The 15,191-nt window shown below is 44.9% G+C and carries 12 protein-coding genes and 1 riboswitch; of the genes, 10 read left to right on the forward strand and 2 right to left on the reverse strand.

All coding sequences use genetic code 11. From position 1 onward, the window contains the following. Positions 1-2 precede the first annotated feature (2 nt). The 4 genes from NE671_RS13925 (at position 3) to NE671_RS13940 (ending at position 7,269) form a co-directional block, all read left to right on the forward strand. The gene (locus tag NE671_RS13925; RefSeq protein ID WP_015526222.1) at positions 3-1,004 is read left to right on the forward strand and encodes a bile acid:sodium symporter family protein; all 1,002 of its coding nucleotides are present in this window, start codon (positions 3-5) and stop codon (positions 1,002-1,004) included. A gap of 475 nt (positions 1,005-1,479) precedes the next feature. Further along, positions 1,480-2,784, forward strand: coding sequence for a phosphomethylpyrimidine synthase ThiC (gene thiC / locus NE671_RS13930; RefSeq protein WP_022426187.1), 1,305 nt, complete (start codon positions 1,480-1,482; stop codon positions 2,782-2,784). A gap of 314 nt (positions 2,785-3,098) precedes the next feature. After that, positions 3,099-6,275: a fibronectin type III domain-containing protein gene (locus tag NE671_RS13935; protein WP_173740532.1), complete on the forward strand. Its 3,177-nt coding sequence runs from the start codon at positions 3,099-3,101 to the stop codon at positions 6,273-6,275. Between the two features lie 110 nt (positions 6,276-6,385). Continuing rightward, positions 6,386-6,503: riboswitch (FMN riboswitch) on the forward strand. A gap of 130 nt (positions 6,504-6,633) precedes the next feature. Further along, the gene (locus tag NE671_RS13940) at positions 6,634-7,269 is read left to right on the forward strand and encodes an ECF transporter S component (RefSeq protein ID WP_022426189.1); all 636 of its coding nucleotides are present in this window, start codon (positions 6,634-6,636) and stop codon (positions 7,267-7,269) included. Positions 7,270-7,396: 127 nt separating this feature from the next. On the opposite strand, the gene NE671_RS13945 is transcribed toward NE671_RS13940, so the two are convergent. Beyond that, on the reverse strand, positions 7,397-8,785 hold the full coding sequence (locus NE671_RS13945) for an MATE family efflux transporter (protein WP_256164104.1): 1,389 nt from the start codon (positions 8,783-8,785) through the stop codon (positions 7,397-7,399). A gap of 182 nt (positions 8,786-8,967) precedes the next feature. Here NE671_RS13945 and NE671_RS13950 point away from each other — a divergent pair, with 182 nt between their 5' ends. Next, positions 8,968-9,579: an NUDIX hydrolase gene (locus NE671_RS13950; protein ID WP_015526218.1), complete on the forward strand. Its 612-nt coding sequence runs from the start codon at positions 8,968-8,970 to the stop codon at positions 9,577-9,579. A gap of 519 nt (positions 9,580-10,098) precedes the next feature. Here NE671_RS13950 and NE671_RS13955 read toward each other — a convergent pair. Further along, positions 10,099-10,620: a hypothetical protein gene (locus NE671_RS13955; RefSeq protein WP_015526216.1), complete on the reverse strand. Its 522-nt coding sequence runs from the start codon at positions 10,618-10,620 to the stop codon at positions 10,099-10,101. Between the two features lie 348 nt (positions 10,621-10,968). Between NE671_RS13955 and NE671_RS13960 the strand changes: the two genes are divergently transcribed. The 5 genes from NE671_RS13960 to NE671_RS13980 all read left to right on the forward strand — a co-directional run bounded on the left by NE671_RS13960 (position 10,969) and on the right by NE671_RS13980 (position 14,891). Then, complete coding sequence (locus tag NE671_RS13960; protein ID WP_015526215.1) at positions 10,969-12,153, forward strand: SAM-dependent methyltransferase; 1,185 nt, start codon at positions 10,969-10,971, stop codon at positions 12,151-12,153. 381 nt (positions 12,154-12,534) lie between these two features. Beyond that, a complete protein-coding gene (locus tag NE671_RS13965) occupies positions 12,535-13,563 on the forward strand; it encodes a zinc-dependent alcohol dehydrogenase (RefSeq protein ID WP_129974772.1) in 1,029 nt (342 codons plus the stop codon). Between the two features lie 259 nt (positions 13,564-13,822). Next, positions 13,823-13,960, forward strand: a complete 138-nt coding sequence (locus NE671_RS13970) for a hypothetical protein (RefSeq protein ID WP_161209391.1) — start codon at positions 13,823-13,825, stop codon at positions 13,958-13,960. 33 nt (positions 13,961-13,993) lie between these two features. Then, positions 13,994-14,491 carry a nitroreductase family protein gene (locus NE671_RS13975; protein WP_114001788.1) on the forward strand — a complete coding sequence of 166 codons (498 nt, stop codon included), beginning with the start codon at positions 13,994-13,996 and terminating at the stop codon, positions 14,489-14,491. A 178-nt stretch (positions 14,492-14,669) separates the two neighbouring features. Next, on the forward strand, positions 14,670-14,891 hold the full coding sequence (locus NE671_RS13980) for a hypothetical protein (RefSeq protein ID WP_059086708.1): 222 nt from the start codon (positions 14,670-14,672) through the stop codon (positions 14,889-14,891). Positions 14,892-15,191 lie beyond the last annotated feature (300 nt).

Consider the following 15,191-nt stretch of genomic DNA (forward strand, 5'->3'; position numbering starts at 1 on the left):
GCATGGGAAAAGTTTTAAAGAAAATCGGAATTATCAGCAGCCTTGCATCCAGATATATCGGGATCATTATCATCGCTTTTTCCTGCCTGGCTTTTTTCTGGCGTGACGGATTTTCCTGGATGACGAATTATACGTCTGTATTTCTGGGAGTGATCATGTTTGGTATGGGCCTGACCATAAAGCTGGATGACTTCCGGGCAATTTTTTCCAGACCCAAAGAAGTGGTGATCGGTGCAGTGGCTCAGTATACCATTATGCCGGTGATCGCCTGGCTTCTGTGTAAAGTGATGAACCTTCCGGCAGATCTGGCACTGGGAGTGATCCTGGTGGGATGCTGTCCGGGCGGAACAGCCAGCAATGTGATCACCTATATCGCAGGAGGTGATGTGGCGCTTTCTGTGGGAATGACTATAGTTTCCACACTGGCAGCACCGTTGATGACACCGTTTCTTGTATATGTTCTGGCAGGAACCTGGGTGGAAGTATCCTTCTGGGCTATGGTGATCTCTGTGGTAAAGGTAATTCTGATCCCGGTTCTCCTGGGAGTTTTTCTTCGGAGTCTTGCGGGAGAGCATGTGGATAAGGTATCCGATGTTATGCCGCTGGTGTCGGTTGTAGCTATTGTTATGATCATCGGAGGAATTGTGGCTGTAAATGCAGAGAAGATCGTAAGCTGTGGAGTTCTGGTGCTTGGAGTAGTGGCGATCCACAATTTCTGTGGTATGATGCTGGGATTTCTGGCTGCAAAAATCTTCCATGTGGAGTATTCCAGAACAACAGCTATAGCTATAGAGGTAGGCATGCAGAACAGTGGCCTTGCTGTCTCACTGGCAGCAGCTAATTTTGCAGCCAATCCGCTTGCAACACTTCCGGGCGCGATCTTCAGTGTATGGCACAATATTGCGGGTTCCATTTTTGCGGGGATCCGCCGTGCAGGTGCAGAAAACCTTGCAGAGCTTGACCGGATCAGGGAAATCGACTGCTGTAATTGCGAAAAGCAATAAGTAGTGAATGCGGATCGCGGATATCCTCCTGACGGGGAACAGCAAAGCTGTGGAAGAATGTCTGTAAAGAAAGATCCGGGGGAGTTTGAGAGATAAAATGGCAGATTATGTCGAAAGAAAAAGTCATAAAATGCAGAATTGTGGTTTACAAATTTTAGCCGGTATACTATAATAACCACATGGACGAACAAACGTCCCCAACATATGAAAACAGGGGGGCCCGCTGAAGCGAGCTGAGAGTAGACTGTAAATGTCTTGACCCATAACCTGATTTGGATAATGCCAACGTAGGGACATATGCACGAAGGATTCTTAAAGACACAGAAGATCAGAGAGTACAGAAGAGATCAGAAGTACAGAAGATTTTCATTAAGTACGTAAGAGTAAGAGCCGGTTGCCGTGATGCGTATGCGTTGCAGCAGCCGGTTTTTTGTTGTATAAACACAAAGAATTTATGGAAGGAGATTTTTTTTACATGAGAAATTACAGTACACAGATGGAGGCAGCCCGTAAAGGCATCATCACACCTGAGCTTGAGATCGTAGCTAAGAAGGAACGCATGACAACAGAGGAACTGCTTCCGCTGGTAGCCTCCGGTAAGGTGGCGATCTGTGCAAATAAAAATCACAAATGTATCGATCCGGAGGGCGTAGGTTCCATGCTCCGCACCAAGATCAATGTAAACCTTGGGGTATCCAGAGACTGCAAGGACTACGATGTAGAGATGCAGAAAGTAATGGAAGCTGTAAACATGGGCGCCCATGCTATCATGGATCTTTCTTCCCACGGAAATACCATTCCGTTCCGACGCAAGCTGACATCCGAGTGTCCGGCAATGATCGGAACCGTTCCGGTTTATGATTCCGTTATCCACTATCAGAGAGATCTTGATACGCTGACAGCTAAAGATTTTATCGATGTAGTCAGACTCCATGCACAGGATGGTGTTGACTTTGTAACTCTTCACTGTGGAATCACAAGAAAGACCATCGATCAGATCCGTAATCACAAGAGAAAAATGAATATCGTTTCCAGAGGAGGATCTCTTGTATTTGCATGGATGTGTATGACCGGTGAGGAGAATCCGTTCTATGAATACTACGACGAGATCCTGGATATCTGCCGCGAGTATGATGTGACCATCTCCCTTGGTGATGCCTGCCGTCCGGGATGTCTGGCTGACGCAACAGACGTATGCCAGATCGAGGAGCTTGTACGTCTTGGCGAGCTGACCAAACGTGCATGGGAAAAGGACGTTCAGGTTATGGTTGAGGGACCGGGACATGTGCCGCTTGATCAGGTAGAGGCAAATATGAAAGTACAGCAGTCCATCTGTCAGGGTGCACCGTTCTATGTATTAGGACCTATCGTAACTGACGTTGCACCGGGATATGACCACATCACATCCGCGATCGGCGGAGCAGTAGCTGCTATGTCCGGAGCAGCATTCCTCTGCTATGTAACACCGGCTGAGCACCTTGCACTTCCGAATCTTGAGGACGTAAAACAGGGAATCATGGCATCTAAGATCGCAGCTCATGCAGCCGACATTGCCAAAGGTGTCCGCGGTGCCCGTGAGATCGATGACAAGATGGCAGATGCCAGAAGAAAGCTTGACTGGGAGGCACAGTGGGAATGCGCCATGGATCCGGAAACGGCAAAACGTATCTGGAACGAGCGCAAACCGGAGCATGATGATACCTGCTCCATGTGCGGTAAATTCTGCGCAGTACGAAGCATGAACAAGGCACTTGCAGGAGAGCATATCGATATTCTGTAAGAATACAGAATGCATATGAGCATGCAGCATCACAGTAGAACGTGGTGTTGGCAGTATCCAGCCAGAAAACTGGTTGATCGAATGCGGATTGGGTATATTCGCCTGATTACAATATAAAAGATTGACACGTCAGAGCCGCTGCTGTCTGTGGTAAAATATCACGTCAGGGTGGCTCTTTTTGTATATTCAGCATGTTACTTTGTGCGGCAAGGATAGGAAACACGATATTTGACAGAACTTTTTACTGGAATAAAATGGTAAAGCGCACTATAATAAAAATTTTATATGATCAATAAAGGAAGGGAAGGTACGAAATGAAATTTCCGAAAAAATTGATGGCATTTGGCCTGTCGTTATGTATGGCTGTTGTTCCATGTGGACCGGTGGCGGCCGAAGATTTTACAGATGCACAGACGGATATGACAGACACCATTGATACTTTTACAGATGACGGGAATTCTGAGGAATCAGAAAATACCGTAAACACAGATCAGATCACGGAAGAAGATACTGCCGTGAGCACAGATCAGATTACAGAAGAAGAGTTTCCGGGATCAGATATCGGAACGGAAACGGATGAAGCTGAAAGCTCAGAGAGTGAGGAAATACAACAGGATTCTGATGAGGGATTAATTCTGGAAGAACCTTCGGCGGTCATCAGAAAAGCAGAAGGAACAGAGGATACAGAGGAGGCTGCGGCACCGGAAGAAATTTTTGGTGACGGAGAAAACCAGGAGCAGCAGGAAGATATATTCACAGATGATATTCCGGCAGCAGGCACTTCCGAAAAAGAAACAGATGTAGAGAGCACAGAAATATATCTGTATGCGATGAATGATACCTACAGCAGTGTGATCTCCATGCCGGATACCATGCAGACATCTTATCAGATCCAGACATCCGGCAAAAATCCGGTATATACGGTTGTTTCCGGTTATACTGCGAAAGTCAGCGAAACCGGTCTTGTTACTCCTAAAATGCAGTATGTAACCTATGTAGACAAAAACGGAAATGACGTAAAGAGCCAGTGGGAATACATGTTTGGAGAGACCCTGATCTCTGTACAGGATGGAAACAGTACCGTTTATTATAAATTCATACTCAAAGATTATGCGGAGTATTACGCAGAACAAAAAATGGATACATTTCTCAAAGAAAATATTACTGCGGAAATGTCCGATTATAAAAAGGTTGAGACGATCGCCAGATGGCTTGCCAACAACTTTAATTACAGTCAGTATCATTCTGGTTATACAGGCCTGATGCTGGATGGCGGCGGAGACTGCTGGGCCAATACCAGCGCAGTGAACTATATGTGCGAAAAACTGGGACTGACCGTGTATGCAAGGTATGCGGCCAATGATCCGGGGGCAGGAAGCGGTCACAGGAACTCCGTAGTCATTATTGACGGCGAAAGATATCTGGTTGACTGCGGATATACGGGAAATGCCCCCAGACATTATGAATTGTCCAAAATGGACTATGACTATTCTTATGAGATCCTGAATGATGGAACACTCAGGCTGTATCAGTATGAAGGGACAGATACAAATATCGTAGTTCCGGATACTATTGACGGAAGAAAAGTAACGGTTCTTGGAAACAGTACCTTCCAGTATTGCACCCAGGCTTCTGATATAGAGTCTGTTACTTTGCCGGATTCGCTTACAACCATCGAAAAGAATGCTTTTTACAACTGTGAGAAATTGAAATCTGTTACGATTCCCCCAAATGTGTCATCTATAGGGCTGGCTGCTTTTGTGGAGGGCTTGTCTGAGTCCAGTCTGACAGAAATTAAAGTAGATCCGGAAAATCCGTATTTTTCTGAAAAAGACGGAGTGGTATTCAGCAAAGATGGCACAAAATTGATCGTGTTTCCGTCCGGACGTTCCGGAGATTACCAGATCCCGGATGGAACTGTAAGCGTGGGAGACTATGCTTTTTATTACTGTGTAAATGTTTCTTCCATAACAGTCCCGGGAAGTGTCAGAAGCCTTGGAGAAGGTGCATTCGGAAACTGTTCGTCGCTTACGAAAGCTGTCCTAAACGAAGGCTTGGAAGAAATCGGTGAATATGCATTCCAGAGCAGTTCAGGGATCCGTGATATTATAATTCCCGCATCTGTAAAATCAGTTGGGAAAAATGGACTTCGTCTGTCTTCCGGGTGCAGGATAAGAGTACTGAGCACAGATACTGTCTGGGCGGATGATGCGTTCAGGGATTCAGCATTGATCGCGGGAAAAAAGGATTCCACACTTCAGAAATACGCAGAGGACCGTGGCTACACGTTTGTGGAGCTGTCGGCAGACAACCGGATACCGCTTCAGAATGAATGGTTTGAACAGATCACTTCAGACTATGAATATAATGGAAAAAGCCATGAACCTGAAATAGAATCCAGTGAATCCGCACCGGAACTTGAGCAGGGCTCCGATTATGAAGTAACTTATGAAAATAACATCAATGCAGGAACTGCGACTGTAAAGATCACGGGAAAAGATATTTTCTGCGGTACAGTAGAGCGGAGTTTTAAGATTACGCCAGATGAAAATGGAATGTATGTGTGCTATTTTGCGGAAAATAATGAAACATACCTGGAAACCACCTTTAAAGGAAAAAAAGTGGAACCGGAAGTGGTAATTGACGGACTGGTACAGGGAAAAGATTATACGGTAACCTATGTTAATAATGAAAAGCCTGGTGAAGCTCGTGCAGAGCTCACGGGAATCGGCAATTATAAAGGATCGGAAACATTATATTTTACTATTTACGGAAAACTGCCGGCTGCGGATCCAATAGCTGATCAGACATATACAGGAAAAGAACTTACACCTGCCATCGTAATCCCCGGATTGAAAGCCGGCGAAGATTATTATATGTACTACGAGGATAATCAGTATCCGGGTGTTGCAACGGTAACCATTTATGGTACCGGTTATTATAAAGGTACCGCAACCATTCATTTCAAGATCATAAAAAAGACAGAAAAGTTTGTCAGCAATGTTAAGCTAAACAGAACCTCTTACACTTATACGGGAAAATCCATCCGGCCATCAGTAACCGTAACTGTAAATGGAAAGAAGATCGGTGCGAGTGCTTATAAGCTGTATTACAAAAATAATAAAAATTCCGGAATTGGAACTGTACAGGTCAGAGGAATCGGAAAATACAGTCGTATCAACAAAACGCTTACCTTTAAGATCCTGCCTCCAAAAACTCTGCTGACAGGACTGAAAAAAGCAAACAGATCCTTTACCGCAAGCTGGAAGAAAAATATACAGGCAACCGGCTATCAGATCCAGTATGCAGCAGACAGCAGATTTACAAAAGAAAGAAAAACGGTCACAGTTGGAAAACAGTCTGCGACCAGATATAAGATATCAGGACTGAAAAACAAAAAGACCTATTATGTCCGCATCCGGTCATATAAAAGAGTCGGAAAAAAGGTTCTTTACAGTAGCTGGAGTACGGTAAAGAAAATCCGGGTTTGATCATAAAGGAGTGGATCTTAGATTTATATAAATGGAGCAGAATGCTTCTGTGACAGAATTAAGGCTTGTAATTATAAAAAGAGCGCGTTATAATGAACTCATAAAAAAGAAAATTTCTTCGGGGCAGGGTGTGATTCCCTACCGGCGGTATAGTCCGCGACCCGCTTTGGCGGCTGATCTGGTGAAATTCCGGAACCGACAGTAAAGTCTGGATGAGAGAAGAACGCGCAGTATTTAAAGAACGTGCTCAGTGCCCCGGGAAGAAGCTCCCGGGGCTTTTTATGTGAAGAAATTTTTTTCGCATAAAGATTTCTTGTGGAAATTTTCTTTGAATATTTCTGAAGAAGGAGAGAGAGTTATGAGTGAACAGATATTACAGAGAGGAAATGCTGTGGAAAGAAGCAGAACAAGAACCATCGCGCAGGTAGCCATGCTTGGTGCTGTGGCAGGAGTATTGATGAATCTTGAGTTTCCGATCCCGTTTCTTGCACCGTCTTTTTATCAGCTTGATTTTTCCGAGGTACCGGTTATGGTAGGAACCTTCGCTATGGGACCTGTGGCAGGTATCCTGATCGAGCTTGTGAAGATTCTCGTACATCTTGTGACTAAGGGAACCATGACTGCCGGTGTTGGTGATGTTGCCAATTTCCTGTTTGGATGTGCCTATGTGGTACCGGCCGGCCTGATCTACCGTTTCCGTCACAAAAAGAGCAGAGTACATGCAGTTGCAGGTATGGCAGCAGGAACAGTCCTGACAGCGATCCTTGCATGCTTTGTCAATGCCTTTGTATTGCTTCCGGCTTACGGTAAGGCGTTTGGAATGCCAATCGAGACCTTTATCCAGATGGGAAGCGCAGTACACAGCTCCGTAAACGGACTGCTTACCTTTGCACTGCTGATCATTGCTCCGTTTAATATCTTTAAATATGCACTGACATCTCTGATCGTATTTGTAATCTATAAGAAAATCCGTGTTGTACTGAAAGGTGACTGATCATAAGCAGCTGCCGGAGGATGAAGAAAAGATCAGAAATTGGTGGTTTCAGATAAATATCTGAGAATGTGAGAAATGCCATGTAATATATTGCCGATGGGCAGTAAATTACATGGCATTTTTTATGTCAGGCGTTTTGTTCTGCAGTTTTCATGACTCCAAGCTCACGTCTGGCAAAAACAACGGTCAGCACAAATGCAGAGGTATCTGCAATTGGTCCTGCGTACATGACGCCATCGATTCCGAAGAAGACCGGGAAGATGACGATCAGCGGCAGCAGGAAGAGCACCTGCCTTGTGAGGGACATGATCACACCAAGCCTGGCTTTTCCAATGGAGGTAAAAAAGCCGGCGGACATAGGCTGGATCCCGTTGGCAAAGGTCATCAGCATGAAGATGCGGAGATATTTTTCTGCAAAATGAAAGTACAGGTCGCTGCCGTTTCCGAAGATGCCTACGATCTGATGCGGGAAGAACTGGAAGCAGATAAAAAATATGGTTGCGATCACAGTACATAAGGTTACGGAATAGCGGTATGTCTGGCGTACACGGCTGTATTTTTCGGCGCCGTAGTTAAATCCCCAGATGGGCTGGGAGCCCTGGGAGATTCCGATGCAGATGGCCATAAATACCTGATTGACTTTGGAAATGATCCCTGCACAAGCGATCGGAATATCACTTCCGTAAGCGGAGAGTGCTCCGTAATGGCGAAGTGTATTGTTCATGACAATCTGCACTGCAGCAATGGCAACCTGATTGATACAGGATGCCATTCCCAGAGAAAAAATGGCAGACAGATTGCGTGCCTTAGGAATCAGCATGGAGTGGTCCAGGTACATTTTTCGGAGTCTGGAAAAATAAAAGATGATCAGAAGTCCGGATACAATCTGGCCGATCACGGTTGCCCAGGCTGCACCTTTGATGCCCCAGCCGAATCCAAAGATGAAAAGCGGGTCCAGGATGGTGTTGATGGCGGCACCGGCCAGGATGCAGGTCATGGAATAGGTAGGACTCCTGTCTGCTCGGATCAGGTGGTTGCCGCCTGTGCTTAAAACATAAAAGGGAAGTCCAATGGCGGTGATCCCCATGTAATCAATGGCATAGGGCATGACGTCCGGTGTTCCGCCGAAAAAATGAAGCAGTGGCTTCAGGAACAGAAGGACGATGACAGAGAGTATCGTACCGGAGATTATCAGCGCGGAGAGTCCGGTTCCTGCAATGGAGCTGGCTTTTTTTTCGTTTCCTGCGCCCATTTCCAGGTTGTAATTGGAGGCGCTGCCGATTCCCAGGAGCAGTGCAGCAGCAGTAGAGATAATGGTTACGGGAAATGCGATGTTTGTGGCGGCGTTTCCAAGCATTCCTACGCCCTGTCCGATAAAGATTTGGTCAACGATATTGTACAGAGCGCTGACCAGCATGCTGATGATGGCGGGAATGGCGAATTTGGCGATCAGGCTGCCTACAGGGGCGGTTCCCAGAGGGTTTTCGGCCTGGGCAGCATTGGTCTGGTTTTTCAATGTTTTTTCCTTCTTTCTTGTCTACAGTAGCTGTTTGGTAATGTGATAAGTGGATTTTTAATTTTATAGCAGGGTATTTATTATAGCACTATTGTGAAGGGAGTGTAAGTATAAAAAATTGACCTTTGGTTTTGGATGGGATAAAATGTTTTTAGAAAAATTTTCGGGAAGGAGCTTTTCAGATGGGTAAGATCAACAGTGTGAAAAAACTTACAGATAATAAGTTCGTGAATCTTTATGGAGTGGATGCGACCAGTGTACATGATACGCCGGTTTCTTATTTTGTGGCCTCCAGGGCGAAGAGTGTGGAGGATATGAAGCTTTCTACAGGGGAGAATCATCCGGATGGGGTGATCATTTACAGTGTTTATGGAGAGAAGCGGGATAAGGTTGTGCTGATCCGTCAGTATCGGTATACGATCGGCGGGTATATTTATGAGTTTCCGGCGGGGCTTGTGGAGCCTGGGGAGGATTTCCATGAGGGTGCTGTGCGGGAGATGTTTGAGGAGACCGGGTTGAAGCTGGAGCCGATCAAGGTTGCGGAGGCTTTTGAGAAGCCTTATTTTACGACGATTGGGATGACGGATGAATCCTGTGCTACGGTTTATGGGTATGCCAGTGGTGAGGTTAGTAAGGCGGCTCAGGAGGATAGTGAGGAGATCGAGGTTGTGATCGCGGACCGGGATGAGGTCAGGAGGATACTGAAGGAGGAGAGGGTTGCGATCATGTGTGCTTATATGCTGATGCATTTTCTTGAGGATGAGGAGGTGTTTGGATTTCTTGGGGAGATTTAAACGGAGGTAGTTATATGGCGGAAGGGGACGCCAGTGAGGGGCTTCTTTCCAGGCTGGGGCTTCGTCGGGGGCTGGCTTCTAAGGTGCCGGAATTCTGCTAAAAGCGCTTCAAAAAATCTCGAACTCGCGTCTGAAGCCGCTCAAACAGCGAGATTTTTTGAAGCAACGCAGATTTCCGCCACCTAAGAAGCAGCTCCCCTCCTGCAGAGTCAGCCTGGAAAGAAGCCCCTCACTGGCTGTGCGTTGGCCGTGAGACGTGTTAAATCTCGTGGGGAGTGTTGCTAGTGGGGTGGTATGACGGGAGTTGGATGAGCCGTCAGCGCTGCGCTGGACGGCTGGGAGGAAAGGCTGAGATTCCTTGTGGCATGACGGGAGTTGGATGAGCCATCGGCGCTGCGCTGGATGGCTGGGAGGAAAGGCTGAGATTCCCTGTGGCTTGAAGAGGGGAATGGGTCATCGGCGCTGCACTGGATGGATGAGAAAAACGGGGAATCTGCGGTTGCGGATTCCCCGTTTTGATCAGAGTTCTATGAGTTTTCCCAGGTCTTTGTTGTATTTGCAGTATTTGCCGTTTTCGGAGATAAATGGCTGGTAGGTGTCGGTACGGTTGTCTTTGACGTAGACGATTCCGGTGGCGATCATTTCTACCAGGGAGAAGCGTTTGCTTAAGCTGGAGATCCAGCGGTAGGTTTTTTCGTTGCCGGAGTCTGCCATGAGGAGGTTGTAGCCGCCTGGGCAGGCTTCCAGGGTGAAGTAGACTTTCTGGGACCGGATGGAGGTGTTGAAGACCTGGCCGGTGATGTAGGTGGAGAAGTTGGTTTCTACAAATTGGCGGAAGGTGTAGAAATCGTAGATCACGCCGGTGGTCTCATCTTTGATCTTGTCGCCGCGTTCGATGCGGGCTTTCAGGAGCTTGAGGACTTCGATGGTCCAATTGATGAAGGAGATGCTGCTGTAGGTCATGCTTTCCTGAAGTTGATCGACCAGTTGTTTTGACAGGATGTTGGATTTTGATGCTTCATTAAAAAGTTCTTCGTTCATAAGGTTCCCTCCAGTGTTGGATTTTTATATGGTTTTCGCTCTTTTTTTGTATCTTTTATTATAAGTCTGAATTATATATAAAGCAATAAAAAATGCGTAAAATACAAAGATGATTATCGGGAAATGATATATAATTGACAATTATGTTTTGAAAATGTCAGTGCTTTTGAGGGCTGGGTTAAATGTGGACTTTAAATATCGAGTTAATTTGGATAACTATAAATAATTATAAGGAAGAGTTTTACCAAATATTCTCATTTTATTGATAAAATTTTGTTGTATATCTCCCTTGACATAAAGCCTTCCTCCGGGTGTATCATAGTGCTGTGTTAAAGGAGGTAGACTATTATGTTTGAGACATTACAGGAGAAGACGGAAGAGAAAGCAATGGTACAGTTCCTTGAACGCTTTACAGATTATCCATTTCTGGTAAAGTTCAAGAATTCCGAGTATCACATTGGAGAGGGTGAACCTACATTTACGGTGAATTTTAAGAAAGCGATTCCTCTGGCGGATCTGATGAAGAGCACATCCCTTGCACTGGGTGAGGCGTATATGCGTGGGGATCTGGATATCGAGGGAAATCTTTATGAAGCGCTGGATCATTTTCTAGGTCAGATGGGGAAATTTTCTACCAATGAATCTGCTCTGAAAAAGATCATGTTCAGTTCAACATCAAAGAAGAACCAGGAAAAGGAAGTGACCAGCCATTATGATATTGGAAATGACTTTTATAAACTTTGGCTGGATGAGACTATGAGTTATTCCTGCGGGTATTTTATCCATGAGGATGATACGTTGTATCAGGCACAGGTAAATAAAGTTGATTATATCCTTAAAAAATTACATCTGGAAGAGGGTATGAGTCTTTTGGATATCGGCTGCGGCTGGGGTTTTCTGCTGATCGAGGCAGCTAAGAAATATAAGGTTCATGGTACCGGTATCACCTTAAGTCATGAACAGTATGCAGAATTTCAGAGACGGATTAAGGATCAGGGGCTGGAAGATTATCTTACGGTAGAGCTGATGGATTACCGTGATCTGCCGAAGAAGGAGTATCAGTTTGACCGTGTTGTCAGTGTCGGTATGCTGGAGCATGTTGGACGTGATAATTATCAGCTGTTTCTTGATTGTGTGGAAAAGGTTCTGAAGCCGGGCGGACTGTTTCTGCTTCACTTTATCAGTGCTCTGAAGGAGCATCCGGGTGACCCGTGGGTCAAGAAATATATTTTCCCGGGCGGAACTGTTCCGAGCTTACGTGAGATCCTGAACCATATGGCAGAGGACAATTTCCATACCCTGGATATCGAAAATCTCCGTCTGCATTACAATAAGACATTGCTTCACTGGGAAAAGAATTTCCGGGACAATATTGAAAAAGAAAAGACTATGTTTGACGAAGAGTTCCTGCGTATGTGGGATCTGTACCTGTCAGCATGTGCGGCAACCTTCCACAACGGAATTATCGATCTTCACCAGATTCTTATGACCAAGGGTGTGAATAATGATCTGCCGATGACACGCTGGTATTGATAAAAGCCTTTACAAACCTGCCGGAAAGGAATATCATACTTCTATAAAACTATTTATAAAAACGTATAAGGAGCCTGTGGATTCAGCATATGATTACAGAAATGCTGAATCCGCAGGCTTCGTTTTTTAACCGATAAACCGCGAAGGAGTTATTCGGTCATGAGCAAGTAGCGAAGCGTATTGCGAATATTCGTTTGACTATTCCGTTTACCGATAATTATGGAATGTGCATAAAAACAAAGCTGCAAACTTGTTCAATAAGCAGAATCATAGAAAACTATCTTGACAGATCAGGAGAAAAGAATAATAATGTAATTACTTTAATAAAATAATTAATAAAAGATGATATACAATAGAAAGAAATCAAAGGAGGAGAATAAGATGCTTCAGCAGGTAATGACAAATCCAGGAGAGATTATTTTCAGAGAGGTACCGGTTCCGGAGGTAAAAGATGACCAGGTTCTGGTTAAGATCATGAACATTGGTATCTGTGGATCGGACATCCATGTATATCACGGCAAGCATCCGTTTACCAAATATCCGGTAACACAGGGACACGAAGTATCCGGTGAGATCACGGGACTTGGAAAGAATGTGACAGGTTTTAAGGTTGGTCAGAAAGTTACCATCGAGCCGCAGGTATACTGCGGACACTGTTATCCATGCCGCCATGGAAAGTATAATCTCTGTGAGGAACTGAAGGTTATGGGCTTCCAGACGACAGGAACAGCTTCGGAATTCTTCGCAGTAGATGCATCTAAGGTAACACCGATCCCGGAGGAGATGTCTTACGAGGAAGGTGCAATGATCGAGCCGCTGGCAGTTGCAGTCCATGCAGTGAAGCAGATGTGCGATGTAAAAGGGATGAACATCACAGTGATCGGCGCAGGTCCTATCGGAAACCTTGTTGCACAGACAGCCAAGGGAATGGGCGCAGCCAAAGTTATGATCACCGATGTCAGCGATCTCCGTCTTGCAAAAGCGAAAGAGTGCGGCATTGATATCTGCGTAAACACGAAAGAGAAAAATTTCGGAGAAGCTCTGGTGGAAGCGTTTGGCCCGGACAAGGCAGATGTGATCTATGACTGTGCCGGAAACAACATCACTATGGGACAGGCGATCCAGTATGCGAGAAAGGGCAGCGTTATCGTACTGGTAGCAGTATTTGCGGACATGGCGACTGTTGACCTTGCTGTTGCCAACGACCATGAGCTGGATATCAAGAGCACCATGATGTACCGCCATGAGGATTATGTAGATGCCATTGATCTTGTAAATGCCGGAAAAGTTCATTTAAGACCACTGATCTCAAAAACATTCAAGTTCAAAGATTATCTGAAGGCTTATCAGTATATTGATGAGAACCGTGAGACAACCATGAAGGTTATTATCAATGTGCAGGAGAAATAATTTCTGAAGATTATAAGTGATATAAGAAAAACTCCCGGATGTTTGGCTGTCCGGGAGTTTTCAGATGGTGGCGGTGTCAGATTATGGGAGAATTTTTGGAACAGTTTTGAGTGATTTGTTTATTGATGTGTGGTATGGTTATTATATCTTATAGGATTCTTGTCTGTATGGACATTCTGAAAGCTTCGTATTCTGGAGCGTTTTCCATTTTAAGTTACTGTAGAGTTTGTAAAAATACGTTTTATGGGGTTTTTATGTTTTGATGATGTGGTATAATTTGTATATACCGGTGGGAGTGATCAATCGTTTGTTTTTGGATGGACGGTCGGATGAAGTGCAGCGTGTGATGACGGATGTAAAATGGCGTCAGAAGCTGTATGATGAGTATGAACTGTAACAAGTGATATGAGTATGACGAGGAGAAAATAGCATGGAGAATATTTTTCACAGAGTAAGTATCCGTAAATATGAAGATAAACCCGTAGAGAAGGAAAAGATCCTTCAGATCCTGAAAGCAGGTATGCAGGCGCCAAGCGCATGTAATCAGCAGCCGTGGGAATTTTATGTTGTGACAGATAAGGAGAAGATCCTGGAGCTTTCCAAAGCCACTCCCTATTCCGGATGTGCAGCAGGTGCACCGGTTGTGATCGTTCCGGTATATCGGAAAGAGGGATTGCCTGTTCAGGATATGGCACAGATCGATATGTCTATCGCACAGGAGAATATCTGGCTGGAAACGGATGCACTGGGACTTGGCGGCGTGTGGATCGGAATTGCACCGCTTAAGGATCGTATGGCGTTGGTCCATGATATTCTGAAGCTTCCGGAGAATGTGGAGGTATTTTCTCTTTTTGCCCTGGGATACCCAGCAGAGAGCAGAAAGCAGCAGGATCGTTTTGATAAGAGCAGGATCCACTTTGTAGAATAAAAAAAAGCCTTCTTTGAGGAAGATAACATCCGGAAACAGAAGAAGTTTGAATGTAGTGAAAAACACCAATAAATCCTCTGAAAATTTGTGCAGAACGCATTTTGCATGACCGGGATTTTTACGATAAAATGTAAGTATAAGAACTGAAAAACTGCATTAAATGAAAGAGGTGAAGGGTATGAAGGAATATGAGATCATTATTGAAACCATTAATCCCTGCGGTGGCGATCGTCATTCTCAGCAGGAGATCATTGAAGCAAATATCGAGAGCCCAGAAGCGTTCGTAAAAGAAAAGGGAAGATTTCCGATCATTGATAAGATCGAGAATCCCGATGGCGGAGTCGTGATCGTAACCGGTGACGGAAAAGGATACATGGTAAGATATACATTTTCTGAATAATGGATAATGCGGCGTATGTGACGGAAAACGGATCGTAAAGCAGAGCTGGGATCAGATCTGGCTTCGTTACATACGCCGTGTTTTGGCTTTTACCTAAAAAATGCATAAAAAAACATATGCGAATTTGTAAAATATATATAAATTATTTGTTGAATTTTTATAAAAAAAGGAGTAAAACATTAGATAAATAAAAAAGAGAAATGCATGGAACAGGACAGCTCACAAGAAGCAGACCGGATTACAGAGAGCCGTAGCTGGTGAGAAGCGGCAGAAGGTATTTTGTGATATCACCTGGGAGCA

The organism is Blautia sp. DFI.9.10 (genome assembly GCF_024461705.1).
Classification (GTDB): Bacteria; Bacillota; Clostridia; order Lachnospirales; family Lachnospiraceae; genus Blautia_A; species Blautia_A fusiformis.

What these genes read in the sequence shown, in the direction of transcription:
- NE671_RS13925 (WP_015526222.1), top strand. Translation starts at nt 3, where the DNA reads ATGGGAAAAGTTTTAAAGAAAATCGGAATTATCAGCAGCCTTGCATCC.
- thiC (WP_022426187.1), top strand. Translation starts at nt 1,480, where the DNA reads ATGAGAAATTACAGTACACAGATGGAGGCAGCCCGTAAAGGCATCATC.
- NE671_RS13935 (WP_173740532.1), top strand. Translation starts at nt 3,099, where the DNA reads ATGAAATTTCCGAAAAAATTGATGGCATTTGGCCTGTCGTTATGTATG.
- NE671_RS13940 (WP_022426189.1), top strand. Translation starts at nt 6,634, where the DNA reads ATGAGTGAACAGATATTACAGAGAGGAAATGCTGTGGAAAGAAGCAGA.
- NE671_RS13950 (WP_015526218.1), top strand. Translation starts at nt 8,968, where the DNA reads ATGGGTAAGATCAACAGTGTGAAAAAACTTACAGATAATAAGTTCGTG.
- NE671_RS13955 (WP_015526216.1), bottom strand. Translation starts at nt 10,620, where the DNA reads ATGAACGAAGAACTTTTTAATGAAGCATCAAAATCCAACATCCTGTCA.
- NE671_RS13960 (WP_015526215.1), top strand. Translation starts at nt 10,969, where the DNA reads ATGTTTGAGACATTACAGGAGAAGACGGAAGAGAAAGCAATGGTACAG.
- NE671_RS13965 (WP_129974772.1), top strand. Translation starts at nt 12,535, where the DNA reads ATGCTTCAGCAGGTAATGACAAATCCAGGAGAGATTATTTTCAGAGAG.
- NE671_RS13975 (WP_114001788.1), top strand. Translation starts at nt 13,994, where the DNA reads ATGGAGAATATTTTTCACAGAGTAAGTATCCGTAAATATGAAGATAAA.
- NE671_RS13980 (WP_059086708.1), top strand. Translation starts at nt 14,670, where the DNA reads ATGAAGGAATATGAGATCATTATTGAAACCATTAATCCCTGCGGTGGC.